The sequence below is a fragment of the Marinobacter lutaoensis genome, assembly GCF_001981305.1.
Lineage (GTDB): Bacteria > Pseudomonadota > Gammaproteobacteria > Pseudomonadales > Oleiphilaceae > Marinobacter > Marinobacter lutaoensis.
This window is the reverse complement of sequence record NZ_MSCW01000005.1, coordinates 92,606-108,115: the sequence shown is the minus strand read 5'-3', so window position 1 is coordinate 108,115 and position 15,510 is coordinate 92,606. Positions and strand designations below refer to the sequence as shown.

Annotated in this window: 13 protein-coding genes and 1 tRNA gene; all 14 read right to left on the bottom strand. The window is 63.0% G+C overall.

Features of this window, described 5'->3' with window-relative positions; genetic code table 11:
* Positions 1-14 precede the first annotated feature (14 nt).
* The 14 genes from secF to BTO32_RS06675 all read right to left on the bottom strand — a co-directional run bounded on the left by secF (position 15) and on the right by BTO32_RS06675 (position 15,491).
* Positions 15-965: a protein translocase subunit SecF gene (gene secF, locus BTO32_RS06740; RefSeq protein WP_076723867.1), complete on the bottom strand. Its 951-nt coding sequence runs from the start codon at positions 963-965 to the stop codon at positions 15-17.
* Entirely contained in the window at positions 958-2,832 is a 1,875-nt protein-coding gene (secD, locus tag BTO32_RS06735; RefSeq protein ID WP_076723866.1) for a protein translocase subunit SecD, read from the bottom strand. Before secD ends, secF begins: the two co-directional genes overlap by 8 nt.
* A gap of 91 nt (positions 2,833-2,923) precedes the next feature.
* On the bottom strand, positions 2,924-3,286 hold the full coding sequence (yajC, locus tag BTO32_RS06730) for a preprotein translocase subunit YajC (protein ID WP_076723865.1): 363 nt from the start codon (positions 3,284-3,286) through the stop codon (positions 2,924-2,926).
* Between the two features lie 25 nt (positions 3,287-3,311).
* A complete protein-coding gene (gene tgt, locus BTO32_RS06725) occupies positions 3,312-4,436 on the bottom strand; it encodes a tRNA guanosine(34) transglycosylase Tgt (RefSeq protein WP_076724148.1) in 1,125 nt (374 codons plus the stop codon).
* Positions 4,437-4,450: 14 nt separating this feature from the next.
* Positions 4,451-5,560: a tRNA preQ1(34) S-adenosylmethionine ribosyltransferase-isomerase QueA gene (gene queA / locus BTO32_RS06720; protein WP_076723864.1), complete on the bottom strand. Its 1,110-nt coding sequence runs from the start codon at positions 5,558-5,560 to the stop codon at positions 4,451-4,453.
* Between the two features lie 40 nt (positions 5,561-5,600).
* Positions 5,601-5,687: transfer RNA gene (locus BTO32_RS06715), tRNA-Leu, on the bottom strand.
* A 73-nt stretch (positions 5,688-5,760) separates the two neighbouring features.
* Complete coding sequence (gene flgL, locus BTO32_RS06710; protein WP_076723863.1) at positions 5,761-6,981, bottom strand: flagellar hook-associated protein FlgL; 1,221 nt, start codon at positions 6,979-6,981, stop codon at positions 5,761-5,763.
* A gap of 31 nt (positions 6,982-7,012) precedes the next feature.
* The gene (gene flgK, locus BTO32_RS06705) at positions 7,013-9,031 is read right to left on the bottom strand and encodes a flagellar hook-associated protein FlgK (RefSeq protein ID WP_076723862.1); all 2,019 of its coding nucleotides are present in this window, start codon (positions 9,029-9,031) and stop codon (positions 7,013-7,015) included.
* A 2-nt stretch (positions 9,032-9,033) separates the two neighbouring features.
* Entirely contained in the window at positions 9,034-10,041 is a 1,008-nt protein-coding gene (flgJ, locus tag BTO32_RS06700) for a flagellar assembly peptidoglycan hydrolase FlgJ (RefSeq protein ID WP_076723861.1), read from the bottom strand.
* Positions 10,042-10,051: 10 nt separating this feature from the next.
* The gene (locus BTO32_RS06695) at positions 10,052-11,155 is read right to left on the bottom strand and encodes a flagellar basal body P-ring protein FlgI (protein WP_076723860.1); all 1,104 of its coding nucleotides are present in this window, start codon (positions 11,153-11,155) and stop codon (positions 10,052-10,054) included.
* Positions 11,152-11,859: a flagellar basal body L-ring protein FlgH gene (flgH, locus tag BTO32_RS06690; RefSeq protein ID WP_076723859.1), complete on the bottom strand. Its 708-nt coding sequence runs from the start codon at positions 11,857-11,859 to the stop codon at positions 11,152-11,154. The genes BTO32_RS06695 and flgH overlap by 4 nt, the downstream gene beginning before the upstream one ends.
* A 40-nt stretch (positions 11,860-11,899) precedes the next feature.
* Positions 11,900-12,688, bottom strand: a complete 789-nt coding sequence (gene flgG, locus BTO32_RS06685; RefSeq protein ID WP_076723858.1) for a flagellar basal-body rod protein FlgG — start codon at positions 12,686-12,688, stop codon at positions 11,900-11,902.
* Between the two features lie 84 nt (positions 12,689-12,772).
* On the bottom strand, positions 12,773-13,522 hold the full coding sequence (locus BTO32_RS06680) for a flagellar basal body rod protein FlgF (RefSeq protein ID WP_076723857.1): 750 nt from the start codon (positions 13,520-13,522) through the stop codon (positions 12,773-12,775).
* Positions 13,523-13,595: 73 nt separating this feature from the next.
* The gene (locus tag BTO32_RS06675; protein ID WP_076723856.1) at positions 13,596-15,491 is read right to left on the bottom strand and encodes a flagellar hook protein FlgE; all 1,896 of its coding nucleotides are present in this window, start codon (positions 15,489-15,491) and stop codon (positions 13,596-13,598) included.
* Positions 15,492-15,510 lie beyond the last annotated feature (19 nt).

The window sequence follows — 15,510 nt, the reverse complement described above, 5'->3', positions numbered from 1 at the left end:
GTATCCGGTACGGCTCACATGCGATTGAGCCATTCGGGCGGTTCTTCCTCCTCCTGAGCCCCCGTCCCCTCCTTAACCGGCAACAGCAGGTCTTCCCGGGTCACGCCCAGGGCAATCAGCAGGTTTGCGGCGACATAGATGGAGGAATAGGTCCCCACCACCACACCGATGATCAGCGCCAGGGCAAAGTTGTTGATGGCCTCACCACCGAACAGGTACAGCGCCAGCAACACCACCAACGTGGTGCCGGAGGTATTGATGGTCCGGCCGATGGTCTGATGAACGGAGGCGTTGATGATTTCCCAGACATCGTCGGTGCGCATCTTGCGGAAATTTTCCCGGATACGATCGGCGACGATGATGGTATCGTTCAGGGAATAGCCGATCACGGCCAGCAGCGCCGCCAACACCGTCAGGTCGAACGTCCACTGGAACAGCGCGAACACACCAAGGACGATGAGCACGTCATGGGCCAGGGGCAGCACCGAGGCGATGCCAAACTTGAACTGGAACCGCATGCCTACATAGATCAACACCACGATCAGTGCCAGCAGCAGCCCCAGACCACTTTCCTCGCGCAGCTCCTCGCCCACCTGGGATCCAATGAACTCAGAACTCACCAACTCCAACTGCGCGCCATTGGCCTTGAGCGCACTGGCCACCGACTGCGCCAACTGATCATTGCCGGCCTCCGCCAGGCGCACCAGCACCGTGGTATCGGAACCGAAATTCTGGACCACGAACTGGTCGTAGCCCGCCGCCTCCAGTGTTGAGCGCACTTCATCCAGGGAGGGTGCCTGGGCATACTCCAGCTCCACCGAGGTACCGCCGGTGAAATCCATGCCGAGGTTTAGCCCCCGGGTCGCCAGCAAGGCGACGGAAACCACCACCAGAACAATAGAAACGATGGAAGCAAGTTTCCGCAGCCCCATAAAATCAAAGGGCTTTTTCTCCAGCTCAGACATTTTCCAGTTTCCCCCCAATCGACAGCTTTTCGATCTTGCGACCGCCATATACCAAATTGACGATGCTGCGACTGATCATCAGGCCGGAGAACATCGAGGTCAGGATGCCGATGCACAGAGTGACCGCGAACCCCTTGACCGGGCCGGAACCCATGGCGAACAGGATCACCGCCACCAGCAAGGTGGTGATGTTGGCATCAAAGATCGATACGAACGCCCGCGAGTAGCCGGCATTGATCGCCAGCTGAGGCGGAACCCCCGCTTTCAGCTCCTCCCGTATGCGTTCAAAGATCAGTACGTTGGCGTCCACCGCCATGCCCACGGTCAGGACGATCCCGGCAATACCCGGCAAAGTCAGGGTGGCGGACAGGATGGACATGCAGGCCACCAGCAGGATGAGGTTCAGGGTCAGCGCCACATTGGCGATCAGCCCGAACAGACGGTAGTAGGCCATCATGTAAATGAGCACCAGGGCGAAACCCAGCGCCACCGACATCATGCCCGCATCGATGTTTTTCTGACCCAGGCTGGGACCAATGGTGCGTTCCTGAACAAAGTACATGGGAGCAGCCAGGGCGCCCGCGCGCAGCAACAGGGCCAGTTCGGAAGCTTCGGGAATCGAATCCAGCCCGGTAATCCGGAAACTGCTGCCCAACGCCGACTGGATGGTAGCCAGGCTGATGATGCCCTTGTCCACCACCCGCTTCTCCACCGTCTGGGGCTCACCATTCACCATCCGGGTTTCGGTTTCGGTCCGGTACTCGATGAACAGCACCGCCATGCGCCGCCCTACGGCGTTGCGTGTGGCCCGGTTCATCAGGTCCCCGCCGACCGAATCCATGGTAATGTTCACCTGCGGCTGACCGTTCTCGTCAAAAGCCTGCTGGGCATTCGCCACGTTGTTGCCGGTGGCGATGATGTCTCGCTCCAGGCGGGCGGTACGACCGGGGTTATCCCTGAAGCCGAATTCCTCGGTTTCCCCCGCCGGCGCATCCGGGCGAGCTTCCAGACGGAATTCCAGATTCGCAGTGGCCCCCAGCACCCGCTTGGCCTGAGCCGTGTCCTGGACCCCGGGCAGCTCGACGATGATCCGGTCCGCACCTTGGCGCTGTACCAGCGGCTCGGCGACACCCAACTCGTTGACCCGGTTGCGAATGGTGGTCAGGTTCTGCTCCAGTGCGTACTCCTGGATGGAGCGGATTTCCTGCTCCGACAGCGACAGCACCAACTGTGGCTCACCACCCTCGGTGCGCTCATCCATCAGAAACTGGTTGTAGCGATTGCGGATCAGGTCAAACGCCTCGGCCCGGGAAGCCTCATCGCGGAAACTGAACAGCAGCTCGCGGTCCCCGCGCAGATCCCCGCCCCGGTACCGGATACGTTCTTCCCTCAGTTCACGCTTGATCTGACCGGAGAGTGCCTCCAAACGCTGGTGAACAGCGGTGTCCATATCCACTTCCAGCAGGAAGTGAACGCCGCCCCGCAGATCCAAACCCAGTTTCATTGGCCCCGCGCCCAGGCTCTTCAACCAGGCGGGCGTGGACGGTGCCATGTTCAGGGCAACCAGGTACTGGTCACCAAGCGCTCGCTGGACCACCGGACGGGCACGCAGCTGGTCATCGGAGCTGGTCAGGCGAATCAGGGCATTCCGGTCCTGCAGCGAACGCCCCTTCACCTCGATCCCCTCACTCTCCAGCGCCTGGACGGCTCGGTCAAGCACGCGTTCGCTGACTTCGGTACTGCTGCGAGCGCCGGTAATCTGGATGGCGAAGTCGTCGGGGAACAGGTTGGGCAGGGCGTAGATGAATCCGATCACGAGCGCGATCAGGATCACCAGATTTTTCCAGAGCGGGTACTTGTTCAGCATGGGGTCCCTTAATAGCCGGCCGGGCGGCCGGCCTTGGTTGTCAGCCAGAAAGAATCGGACAGGCAGGTCGCCGCAAGGTGTCGCTACCCGGTCAGATGTCCTTCAGGGTACCTTTCGGCAGGGCCGCGGCCACGGCCACTTTCTGGACCTTGATTTCGACGTTGTCAGCCACTTCCATCACGATGAAGTCCTCGGTGACTTTGGTGATCTTGCCGGCGACGCCGCCGGAGGTGACCACTTCATCGCCTTTGTTGAGGCCGGACATCAGGGCCTTGTGCTCTTTGGCGCGCTTGGACTGGGGGCGCCAGATCAGGAAGTAGAAAATCAGAATGAAGCCGGCGAAGAAGATCACCTGCCCCATCACCCCCATACCTTGCGGTGCGGGCTCCTGGGCCATGGCAAGCGCCGGAGTCATGGCCGTCAGGCCGGCAACAAGATGTTTCATTGATTTCATCCAATATCTCCGTTGTCTTGGCGGATCACTCGGCGCCATCCAGGGGCGGCACCGTCTCGCCTCGAAGGGCGTAGAAGTTGCTAACAAAGTCCGACAATGTACCTGCTTCAATGGCCCCACGCAATCCAGCCATCAGGTTCTGGTAAAACCGCAGGTTGTGGATCGTATTGAGCTGGGCTCCCAGCATTTCTCCACACTTATCCAGATGATGCAGATAACTTCTCGAAAAATTCTGACATGTGTAACAGTCACACCGCTCGTCCAGCGGCGCGGTGTCGTGCCGGTGCCGGGCGTTGCGGATCTTGACGATGCCGGTGGAAGTGAACAGGTAACCGTTACGGGCATTCCGGGTCGGCATGACGCAGTCGAACATATCAACACCGCGCCGGACCGCCTCGACGATATCCTCCGGCCGCCCGACCCCCATCAAGTAACGGGGCTTGTCCTCGGGCATCCTGGGGGGCAGGAAATCCAGGATCCGAAGCATATCCGCCTTGGGTTCGCCCACCGACAGGCCGCCGATGGCGTAGCCGTCAAAGCCGATCTCCGTGAGCCCGGTCAGCGAACGCTCCCGCAGCGATTCGTACATGCCGCCCTGGACAATGCCGAACAAGGCCGCCGGATTGTCACCATGGGCACGCTTGCTGCGGGCCGCCCAGCGCAGGGACAGCTCCATGGATTCACGAGCCTGCTTTTCCGTGGCCGGATACGGCGTACACTCGTCGAAGATCATCACAATGTCGGACCCCAGGTCACGCTGGACCTGGATGGCAATTTCCGGCGACAGCTCCACTCTGGAGCCATCCACCGGTGAGCGGAAGGTCACCCCTTCTTCGCTGATCTTGCGCATCTCGCCCAGGCTGAACACCTGGAAACCGCCGGAATCGGTGAGAATCGGCCCGTGCCACTGGGTGAAGTCGTGCAGATCGCCATGGGTCTTGATCACCTCGGTGCCCGGCCGGAGCATCAGGTGGAAGGTGTTGCCGAGAATGATCTGCGCACCGATTTCCCGGATGTCCCTGGGCAGCATGCCCTTGACGGTGCCGTAGGTGCCCACCGGCATGAACGCCGGCGTTTCCACCACGCCGCGGGGAAACCTGAGCCGCCCGCGGCGGGCCCGCCCCTGTTCGGCGATTTTCTCGAACGACATGAAGCAGGACCTGGTCACGACGCGCCTCCGGCTGATTCGGGTTTCTCTTCGCCGGTCACCCGGGCGGCGTCCCCGCCCAACAGCATGCCCCGGCTCGGTTCCTGACTGGTCACGAACATGGCGTCCCCATAGCTGAAGAAGCGGTAGCGCTCGGCCACGGCCTCCCGGTAGGCGGCCATGACGTTGGCATGCCCGGCAAAGGCACTGACCAGCATGATCAGGGTGGATTCCGGCAGATGGAAGTTGGTGATCATGGCATCGACGGTTTCAAACCGGTATCCGGGGCGGATGAAGATGTCGGTCTCGCCCCGGAAGGGGTGTACCCGGCCGCCCCGGCTGGCCGACTCCAAGGAGCGCACCGACGTGGTTCCCACCGCGATCACCCGCCCGCCACGGGCACGGGTGCGTTCGATGGCGGCCACCGTGGCCTCGGGCACGTGGGCCACCTCGCTGTGCATGACATGATCCTCAATGTTCTCAACCCGCACCGGCTGGAAGGTGCCGGCGCCCACGTGCAGGGTCACGAACGCTGTTTCTACGCCCCGCTCGGGCAGCGCCTGCAGCATCGCCTCGTCGAAATGAAGGCCAGCGGTCGGTGCCGCCACTGCCCCGGCTTCGCGGGCATACACCGTCTGGTAGCGTTCGCGGTCGGAGGATTCATCGGGCCGATCGACATACGGCGGCAGCGGCATGTGACCGATCCGCTCCAGGAGGTCGAGCATGGGTTCGGCGGACTCCAGCGCCAGGCGGAACAAGGCGTCGTGGCGATCCAGCATGCGCAGGACGCTGCCGTCCTCCAGTATCACGGTCTGGTCGGGCTTGAGCGCCTTGGAGGCCCGCACGTGCGCCAGCACCTCCCGTTCGCCGGTGATGCGCTCGACCAGAATCTCCACCTGCCCTCCCGTAGCCTTTCGGCCAAACAGGCGCGCGGGAATGACCCGGGTATTGTTGAACACCAGCAGGTCCCCCGCCTGGACCAGGTCCAGCAGGTTCCGGAACTGGAGATGGCGAACTTCGCCGGTCAGGCCGTTCAGGGACAACAAGCGGGAGGCACTGCGTTCTTTGAGGGGGTACCGGGCAATCAGCTCATCCGGCAGGTCAAAGTAAAAGTCGGAGACGTTCATGCGGTGGCCGGTCTGGGACTGCAGGACTGATCGATAAAGGTGGTAGCGGCGGGCGGACTCGAACCGCCACGGGTTTTACCCCAACGGATTTTGAATCCGTCGTGTCTACCAATTTCACCACGCCGCCAACGGAGAGTGTGGGCGATTATACCGACGCTGCCCCGGAAAGCAACTGCGAACGTACCTTCCGGGTCAGTGCCTTACAGGCGGTCGAACAGGGACAGCTGGGCCACCTGGGCAAACGATTGCTGGGCGGCCTCCAGGACAAAGCTCTGGAAGCTGAGATTGCTGATGGCCTCGGCGTAGTCCAGATCCTCCAGCTCCGACCGGATCTCCTTGGTGTACAGTCCGGAGTCCTCCAGAAACGCCTGCGTCGACTCCACGGCGTTCAGGCGCCCCCCCAGTTCGGTTTGCTTGAGAATCAGGCTTTCCTGGGCATTGTCGAGATTGATCAGGGATTCGGCGATCAGCGCATCATAGGCGGCCTGACCGTCCGGCGTGGTCTTGTCGAGACTCTCCAGCCCGGCAATCAGCGTCTCGATGGTTCCGAACACCGACTGTTTGTCGCTGATGCCGATGGTGAACTCGCCTGCGGTCGTGTCTTCGCTGACGGTCATCCGCAACCCGGCCACCTCGAACTCTTCCCCCACCTGCAGCGGGCTGGGGTCCGTCGTCAGCACATCGGCCGGTACCACGTTGCGATTCTCAACGGTCACCGAGCCGTCGGCAGCCACCACCACCGTGAGGTCGTCGGGCACTGCGCCGCCAAAGGCATTGCGCAGCGCCTGGCTGTTGTCGAGCGTCAGATCGGAAATGTGGCCGGTGGTGACGGTGGCGGACTTGACCGAGACGGCCGCGGGCACGTCCACGAAGATGCCCTTGCCGTGGTCGCTGATGGCGACGGTCACACCATCGTCGATTTCCAGCACCCGCTGCCCTTCGTCGCCGTTGTATCGCCAGGTGCCGTCCGGCTGCTTCACGAACGCTGGCTGGTCACCCTGGAAGCCACTGAAGATGTATTCCCCGGAGGCGTCCTGGGTGTTGGCGATGTCGGCCAGCTGATCCAGCCGCTGCTTCAGTTCCTCGGCGATGGAGCTCCGGTCGTTGGCGGACAGGGAGCCGTTGCCGGCCTGTACCGTCAGCTCCCGGATCCGCTGGACCAGGTCGACGGCGCTGGCCAGGGCACTTTCTTCCTGCTGCAAACGGTTCTGCGCCAGTGAGGCATTGCGCTGATAGGTTTCGATGCGGGTGACTTCCTGGTCCAGCTTCAGAATGCGGGCGGCCGCGACCGGATCATCCGACGGCTGGTTGACCTTCTTGCCGGTGGCAATCTGCTGCTGGGTTTTGTTCAGGCTGGCATTCAGTTCCTGCAAACGGCTGATGCCGCTGGAAAACACCTGTTGTGACGAAATCCTGATCATGACGAATCACTCCGCGCCCACCGGGGCGCCCTTAACGGAAACTCTGAAGCAAGGTATCAAACAGATCCTGGGCCACGGCAATCACCTGGGCCGAGGCATTGTAGGCCGCCTGGTATTGGATCAACTTGCCGGCCTCCTCATCCAGGTTGACGCCGGACATGGCTTCCCGCTGATTGGTGGACTGCTCCAGCAGGGTCTGACCGGCCTCCAGGTCGAGCTGACTCTGACGGGTCTTGACGCCCACATCCTCAACCAGTCCGGCGTAGCCCTCGGCAAAGCTCTGGGTTCCGCCGTTCATGGTGTTGGCGGTTCCCAGCGCCGCCAACAGCTCGGCGTTCCGGTTATCCGACACGCCGCCAGAATTGAAGTCGATGGTGAAGGTGTCGCCCGGCGCCGGCTCGCCGGAGATTTCGAACTGGAAGCCTTGGTAGCCGGGATCGCCGGGGTCGGCACTGAGGAGGGTGTTGGTCTGGCCCGGATCGTAGGGACCGGTATCCAGCACCGTGCCCAGGGCATCGGTGACACTGTAGCTCAGAACACCCGCCGCTTCCGTGAACGAGACCGTCAGCGGCCCGTTGGCGAGGGTTTGTTGCTGAGTAAAGCCCGGCAACAGGGTGTTGGTCAGCGGGTTACGCACGTTCAGCATGGTGCCCTGGCTGATCACTCCGGTCCCGAGGTTGTCGTCCGAGGTCGTGGCCTTGATCGGGCTCGCCAGGGCCAGGTCTTCCTCCCGGCTGATTTCCAGGTCAATGTTGGCGGCGGCATTGCGGGTCGGCTGGATCAGGAACTTGTCGCCGGCGTTGACGCTGCCACCCTCGTACCGGATGTTAAAGCCCGGCATGTTGATTTCCGCCTCCGGGTCGGACGGCAGACGGCCCCGGTTCACCACCTCGCCGGACGCCTGGTCGATCACTTCGTAGCTGCCATTGTCGCCAAACTGCAGGATCCAGGTTCCCCCCTCCAGGGCCGAGGCATCGGAAATTTCCACCGCGAACTGGGCAGTCTGGGGCTGCTGATTGTTGGCGTTCGCCACCACCCGGCTGCGCTGGACCTCAAGGTCATTGATGCTGCTGAAGAACAGCCCGCCCAGGTCCCCCTCCAGATCCATGCCGATGGCGTGCTGGTGGTTCACCGACTCCGACAGCGCCAGGGCCACCCGCCCCAGGTCGTCGAAGGCCGGCTGCAGGCCCTCGGCCTCGAACCGGCGCAGTCCCCCCAGCGTGCCACCGTTGATCTGGTCATCGACGACCAGGGTCCGGCCACCGGCGGTCAGGGTGAACTCCAGGCTCAGGGGATCCTCGGCGCTGGCGCGGGTACCCAGCACGGAGGCATTGCCCCCCACCACAAGCGCCACGCCGTTGGCCAGGGACACGTTGACCTGACTGCCCTCGGTGGCGGTCACCCGGATGCTGACCAGCTCCGCCAGCTGGCGAAGTTTTTCATCGCGCTGGTCCAGCAATTCGTTGGGCATCTGCCCCTGGGCCAGGCCGGGGGACTCGGAAATGGCCAGGTTCAGCTCGGCAATGCTTTGCAGCAGGGTATTGGCGTCCGCCACCCCCTGCTGCATCTGGGTTTTCACCGACTCCCGCTGCTGGATCAGTTCCTCGTTGAGGCCCTGGATCCGGTTGACCACCTGCTGGGCCTCACTGATCACGGCCTGCCGCTGCGGCAGCGACGTGGGATCTTCGGAAGCACTCTGCAGGGCGGCGAAGAAATTGTTCAGGGCATCACTCAGGCCGGTGGTATCCCCCCCGAGCAGGTTGTCGAGGCGGGTCAGTTCGGTGTTCAGGGCCTCCTGTTCGCCATACAGGGACGAGTCCTCCCGGATCTGCTGGTTCAGGTAGTCGTCCGCCAGCCGCCGAATATTTTCGATGGTCACGCCGCTGCCGATGCTGCCGGCACCGGTACGCTGGCCCTCCTGGGTGGCGAACTGCACTTCCTGACGGCTGTAGCCCTCGGTATTGGCGTTGGTGATGTTGTTACCGGTGGTATTGAGCGCTGTCTGGTGGCTGAGGATGCCGGACAGCCCGATTCCCATGAGCCCTGCCATGATTAGTCTTCCTCCGGATCGACACCGGCCAAGCCGGTTTCATCCATGGTCAGGGTGGTCAGTGAAGCCCCGGCCATGATGCGATTGATTTTGTGGCCATAGTCCGGATCCGTGGCGTAACCGGCGGCCTGCAGCCGGTGCGCGAATTCGGCGGGCTGGTCAGCCACCGCCAGTACGTCCCGGTATCTGGGGTTGGCCTCCAGGAAATCGACGTAGTCACGGAAGCTGGCCTCGTAGTCGGGATAGGCCCGGAAATCCGCCCGCTCCTTCATCGGCCGGCCGCCACGGAACTCCGTGGTGGTGAGGGTGACCGAATCGCCCGACCAGCGGTCATCGGCCTTGATCCCGAACAGGTTGAAGCTCGGGCGCGCGTCGTCACCCTCGATCATGTACCGCCCCCACCCGGTTTCCAGAGCCGCCTGGGCCACCATCAGACGCGGATCGATGCCACTGTCGGCGGCCACCCGACGGGCAATGGGCAGCAGTGTCTGTACGAACTGCTCGGGCGAATCAAACCGTTCGGGCAGGGCCGCAGCACCCTCGCCCTCTTCTCCCGGCCTCACCTCGGTGGTCATGGTGTCCAGCTTGCGAACCTGTTCCGGCAACGCCGGCGATAACGCCGGCAGGCTGCGGTCATAATCAGCCAGGGTGCTCCGGTGCCCGGCCAGTCGGTTGCCCTCGCTGTCCAGCCCCGGCACCTGACGGCTGAGCTGGCGCACCAGGACCTCGGCCAGGCCGGTGCCCTGGGTGTTGGCCATGGTCAGGCTCAACTGGCTGTCGAACAGTTCCTGATAGAAGTCGGAGCGGCTGCTGTGCAGGAAGTTGCCTTCGGAGAACACCTCGCCGGCCTTGCGCATCGATTTCAGCATCTCCGCCAGGAACAGACTCTCGAACTGGCGCGCCACCACTTCCAGGGCGGCCTTTTTGTCCGTCCGGGCTTCTGACTTGAGGGCATTCAGACCGCTGAAATCGGTGTAAATCTGGGCCTGCTGCACGCGGTAGTCCTGCATGGCGACGCCTCTAGATCACAATCAGTTCGGCACGCAGCGCGCCGGCCTGCTTGAGCGCTTCCAGCACCGCCATGACATCGCCCGGCGCCGCGCCCACTTGGTTGACGGCCTGCACGATGTCGTTGAGCGTTACCGTCGGCCCGAACCGGAACATCCGCGCCGGTTCCTGGGAAACGGCAATCTGGCTGTCCGGCTCCACCGCGGTCTGCCCCTGGGAAAACGGGGCCGGCTGTTGCACCTCCGGGTTCTCCTGGATGGTCACCGTCAGGTTGCCGTGGGTGACCGCCGCCGGGCTGACATGAACGTTCTGGCCCACCACGATGGTTCCGGTCCGGCTGTTGATCACGACCTTGGCGGCTTCCTCGGCGGGATCCACCTCGATGTTCTCCAGCACCGACAGGAAGCTGACCCGCTGGGACGGATCCCGGGGCGCCCGCACGGACACCGAGGTGGCGTCGTGGGCATAGGCCATGTCCGGACCGAGCAGACCATTGACGGCCTCGACGACCCGGCGGGCGGTGGTGAAATCCGGACGCAGCAGATTGAACGTGATGGTATCGCCCTGGGTGAACGGCGACGCCACCTCCCGCTCGATGGTGGCGCCGTTGGGAATCCGCCCGACGCTGGGGACGTTGACGGTGATGCGGGAGCCGTCCTGCCCCTGCGCCCCGAAACCGCCCACCACCAGGTTACCCTGGGCCACCGCGTAGATCTGGCCGTCCGCGCCCTTGAGCGGTGTCATCAACAGGGTGCCGCCGCGCAGGCTGTCGGCGTTGCCGATGGACGACACGGTGATGTCGATTTCCTGCCCCCGCTTGGCAAACGGCGGCAGGGTCGCGCTGACGGTGACCGCCGCAACGTTATCGGTGTTGGGGTTCACGCCCTCCGGCAAGGTGATGCCGAACTGGTTCATCATGTTCCGGAAGGTCTGGTTGGTGAACGGCGCCGAATCGCCGGTGCCGTCCAGACCGACCACCAGCCCGTAGCCCACCAACTGGTTGTTGCGCACGCCCTGGACGCGAGCCAGGTCTTTGAGACGGTCGGCCATGGCCGGTGAGGCCATCACCAGCAGCGCCAACAGAATCACGGTAAAGCGGTCACGGGTCCGGATCATAGCGGCCACCATTCGCTGTTGAAGAAACGGCCCAGCCAGCCCATCTGGTTTGCCTGGTCGAAGTCGCCGGTACCGCCGTAGGCGATGCGGGCGTCGGCAATGCGGGTCGAGGCGACAATGTTGTTGGGCTCGATGTCCTGGGGCCGGACCAGGCCGGTCAGGCGGATGTACTCGTCGCCGTTGGTCAGCGACAGCCATTTTTCTCCCCGCACCCGGAGCACGCCGTTGGGCAGCACTTCGGTCACGGTCACGGAAATACTGCCGGCCAGACTGTTGCTCTGGTCCGCTTCCGCCGAGCCGCCGAAATCCCGCTCATGATTGAAATCGGTGGCAATGCCCAGGTTGCTCTTGCCCAGAATGGTGGGCTCAGGCAGGGAAATCTCGTTGTCCTTGGTGATGGTGGTCTCGGCGTTCTTGCTGGCCTGGGTCGACTCCTGCAGCGTAACCGTCAGGATGTCGCCCACGTTCAGCGCGGTGGTGTCGCCGTAGAAGTTGAAATTCCGGCTGGCCTGGAAGATGGCCCCCGATTCGGGGTCCCGTTGCATCATGGCCTGGGGCAGCACCGGCGCGAACGCCGGGTCGTCCGGCATGGCGCGGGGACGGCTCATGGCCGTGCAGCCCTGCAGCAACGCCAGCGCCGAGACCAGGCCCAGGGTGACCAGGGTCCGGTGGCGGGTACGACTGAATGAAGCACCGTGTGTCATGAGGTTACCTTCCCGAATCCGCGTCCGTCGTATTCAACCGTCAGCCAATGTTGTTGGTGATGAACTGCAGCATCTGGTCGGAGGTGGAAACAACCTTGGAATTCATCTCGTAGGCCCGCTGAGTGGTAATCATGTTCACCAGCTCCTCCACCACCTCCACATTGGAGGATTCAATGGAGCCCTGCTCCAACGTCCCCAGGCCGGACAGGCCGGGCTCACCTTCGGTCGGGTCACCACTGGAGTTGGTGGCCTTGAACAGGTTGTTGCCGATGGCCTGGAGCCCCTGCGGGTTGATGAAGTCCACCAGAGTGATCTGGCCGAGGTTGATCGGCGATGCTTGATCGTCGGTCACCGCGGTAACGGTGCCATCCTTGCCAATGGTGATGTTGGTGGCGTTCTCGGGCACATTGATGGCCGGTTCCAGCAGGTAGCCGTCCGGGGTGACCACGTCACCGTCCGAGTTGAGCTGGAACTGGCCGTCGCGGGTGTAGGCCATCTGCCCATCGGGCAGCTGGATCTGCAGGAAGCCCCGGCCATTGATGGCCAGGTCCAGGGGCTGCTCGGTGATCTGCAGATTGCCCTGGGAAAACTGCTTGGTGGTACCGACCACCCGCACCCCCGTGCCCAGCTGCAACCCCGAGGGCAGCTCCGAATTCTGTGTGTTCAGCCCGCCGGGTTGGCGGTTGACCTGGTACAGCAGGTCCTGGAAAACCGCCCGGTCCCGTTTGAACCCGGTGGTGTTAACGTTGGCCAGGTTGTTGGAAATGGTGGACAGTTTGATGTCCTGGGCGCTAAGCCCGGTTTTACTGACCCAAAGTGCTGGATGCATGTGTGTTCTCCTTGCCGCCGGCGGTGTCGGCAGCGGCCAGAATTTGCCGCCCTTACCCCCGGAAAACGGTCACGTCATGGACTATCAGAGATTCTGCAAAAGCCGTGCCGTTGCCTGTGAGTTCTCGTTGGCCGTGGACATGACCTTTACCTGCATCTCGTACTGACGGGACAGCTGCAGGTTGGCGATCATCTCCTCCACCGCGTTGACATTGGAGCTTTCCAGAAAGCCAGACGCCACCCGCAGCGTGGCATCCGCCGGCTCCGGCCCCGCCAGCGCTTGGTCGGGCTTGCGTCGCATGAAACCGTCCAGCCCTTTTTCCAGGGCGTCGGCGGGCGGATTAACCAGCTTCAGCCGATCCACCTCCACCAGCTGACCGCCCCCGCCCGCCGGCACGATCGACAGGGTACCGTCGGCCCCGATATCGATACTCTCGAACGGCGGCAAGGCAATCGGGCCGCCATTGCCGAGGACCATCTCACCGCTTTCCAGCCGCAACAGCCCGTTGACGTCGATCTGCAAGCTGCCGGTACGGGTGAAGACTTCCTCGCCCTGACCATTCTGGATGGCCAGCCAGCCGTCGCCGTCCACCGCCACGTCCAGATCGCGCCCGGTTTCCATCAGGGCGCCGGCGGCGAGGTCGGTACCGGGGCGTTCGGTCATGGCATAGGCCCGGGTCGGATAGGTTTCGCCAAAGACTGGCATGCTGCGGGCCTGTGCGAAATCCTTCTTGAAACCGGTGGTGCTGACGTTGGCCAGATTGTTGGCATGGACGCGCTGGGCCAGCATGTTCTGCTTGGCACCGGACATACCGATGTAGAGGGCTTTATCCATGGGCAAACTCCTGCCGGATATTTGACGTTTGTCAGCTATCCTGCAGGAGTCATGCCATGTTCAGTGGACGGGGTTAGCGGAGGTTGATGATGGTCTGAGTGACGGCATCGGACGTTTCGATGGTCTTGGCGTTAGCCTGATAGTTGCGCTGGGCGATGATCAGATTCACCAGTTCCGCCGACAGGTCCACGTTCGATTCCTCGACGGAGCTGGCCTTGATGGAACCCAGGGTGCCGGTGTCCGGCGCGCCGATGATCGGCTGGCCGGACTCGAACGTCTCCACCCAGGTGGTGTCGCCGACCGGAGCCAGACCGTCGGTATTGTTGAACGCCGCCAGCGCCACCTGCCCCAGCGCCTTGGACTGGCCGTTGGTGTACCGGGCAAAGATGATGCCGTCGTCGGACACGTCCAGCCCCGACAGACGGCCCGTGGTATAGCCGTTCTGCTGCTGGTCGTTGACCCCGAACGAAGCACCGTACTGGGTGGTGTCGGCGAAGTTGATCACGAACGCCGAACTGGTGGGCGGTTCGGGAATCGGGCTGACCACGCTGGTCGGGTCCGCGGGTGGGCCGTCGGCGCCGTTGGGGTCGCCATTGGCGTCCTTGGGAATCCAATCCGTGACGATGATCTCGCCGTTGGGGTCACCGTTGACCGACAGCAGCTCACCGTCCTGGTCGAACAGCGCGGTGTAGGGCTGGAGATCGGTGCCGGCCACCAGCTCGCCGTCGATCTGGAGGTAAATCGACCACTGACTCTGACCGACCCCATCGCCCGGAGATGGATCCTTGACGAAGAACTGCGTCAGCTCGTGGGAGTTGCCGAGGCTGTCGTAGATGGTGGTGGACGTGGCGTGGTTGTAGGTGCGCTGGTCGATCGGGTTGAATTCGTTGGTGATCCGGATCGGTGAAGCGTCGAAGGCCAGCTCGAAGTCGTTGTCCGTGGCGACCGCCGAGGCGACACTGGCCACCTCGCGATCTGCAGTCACGTTCACGTCACCCTGAACCGTGGCCGTGCCGGTGCTGCCGTTGGCGCTGTAGTTGTAGTACAGGTCCTCGCCCCGACTGTGGATGATCCGAAGTTCCGGTGTGCCGGCATTGTCGACCACCGACGCCGAGATTGCCGTTTCGCTGGAGTTGTTGATGGCATCCGCCAGGTCTTCCAGGGTATTCACGCCGGAGAGATCCAAAGGCAGGACCGCGCCATCGATGGACAGCTCAAACACCAAGTTGCCTGCGGTCTGCGCCGCCTGAAGATCAGCGTCGGTCAGGCCGGAAAGGGTGGCGGTGGTGGTGGCGGAGGCACTGACCCCCGGAGCGTCGTCGATGGCGGCGGCCGCTTCCCGGGCGGAGGCAGCCGGATCGATGGTGACACTGTAGTCACCGGTGCCGTCACTGTACTGGAACGAGAAGGTTTCGCCCTGAAGATCGGCCACCGACACCGGGCCAATATCCCGGACCCGCTGCTCCAGCACCTCCTCACGGGAGTCCAGGTTCAGCTCGCTGACCAGACTGGTGGTCCGACGCGGCGCCAGGTTGCTGGTTTCGATCTGCAGATCGCCGCGGATCCCCGACAGGTTGCCATCGTCATCGGCGGTGTAACCCTGGACCCGCATACTCTGGTTATTGACGACATAGCCGTCCTTGTCGATACCGAACTGGCCGGCGCGCGAATACCGGATTTCGCCGTTATTGCTGAGAATAAAGAAGCCGTCACCGCTGATCGCCAAGTCCAGGCCGTTGTCCGTGAAGCTGATATTGCCCTGACCGAACGACTGCTGGACATCCTGAACCCGGACGCCATCACCGATCGGGTTGGTGCCTGCGCTCAGAAAACCGCTGGCGTAGAGATCCCCGAACTGCACCCGACTGCTCTTGAAGCCGACGGTGCTGGCATTGGCAATGTTGTTGCCGGTGACATCGAGGTCCACCGACGCCGCGCGCAGTCCGCTCAGCCCTGTATTAAATGCCATGATTCACCTCCTGATACCG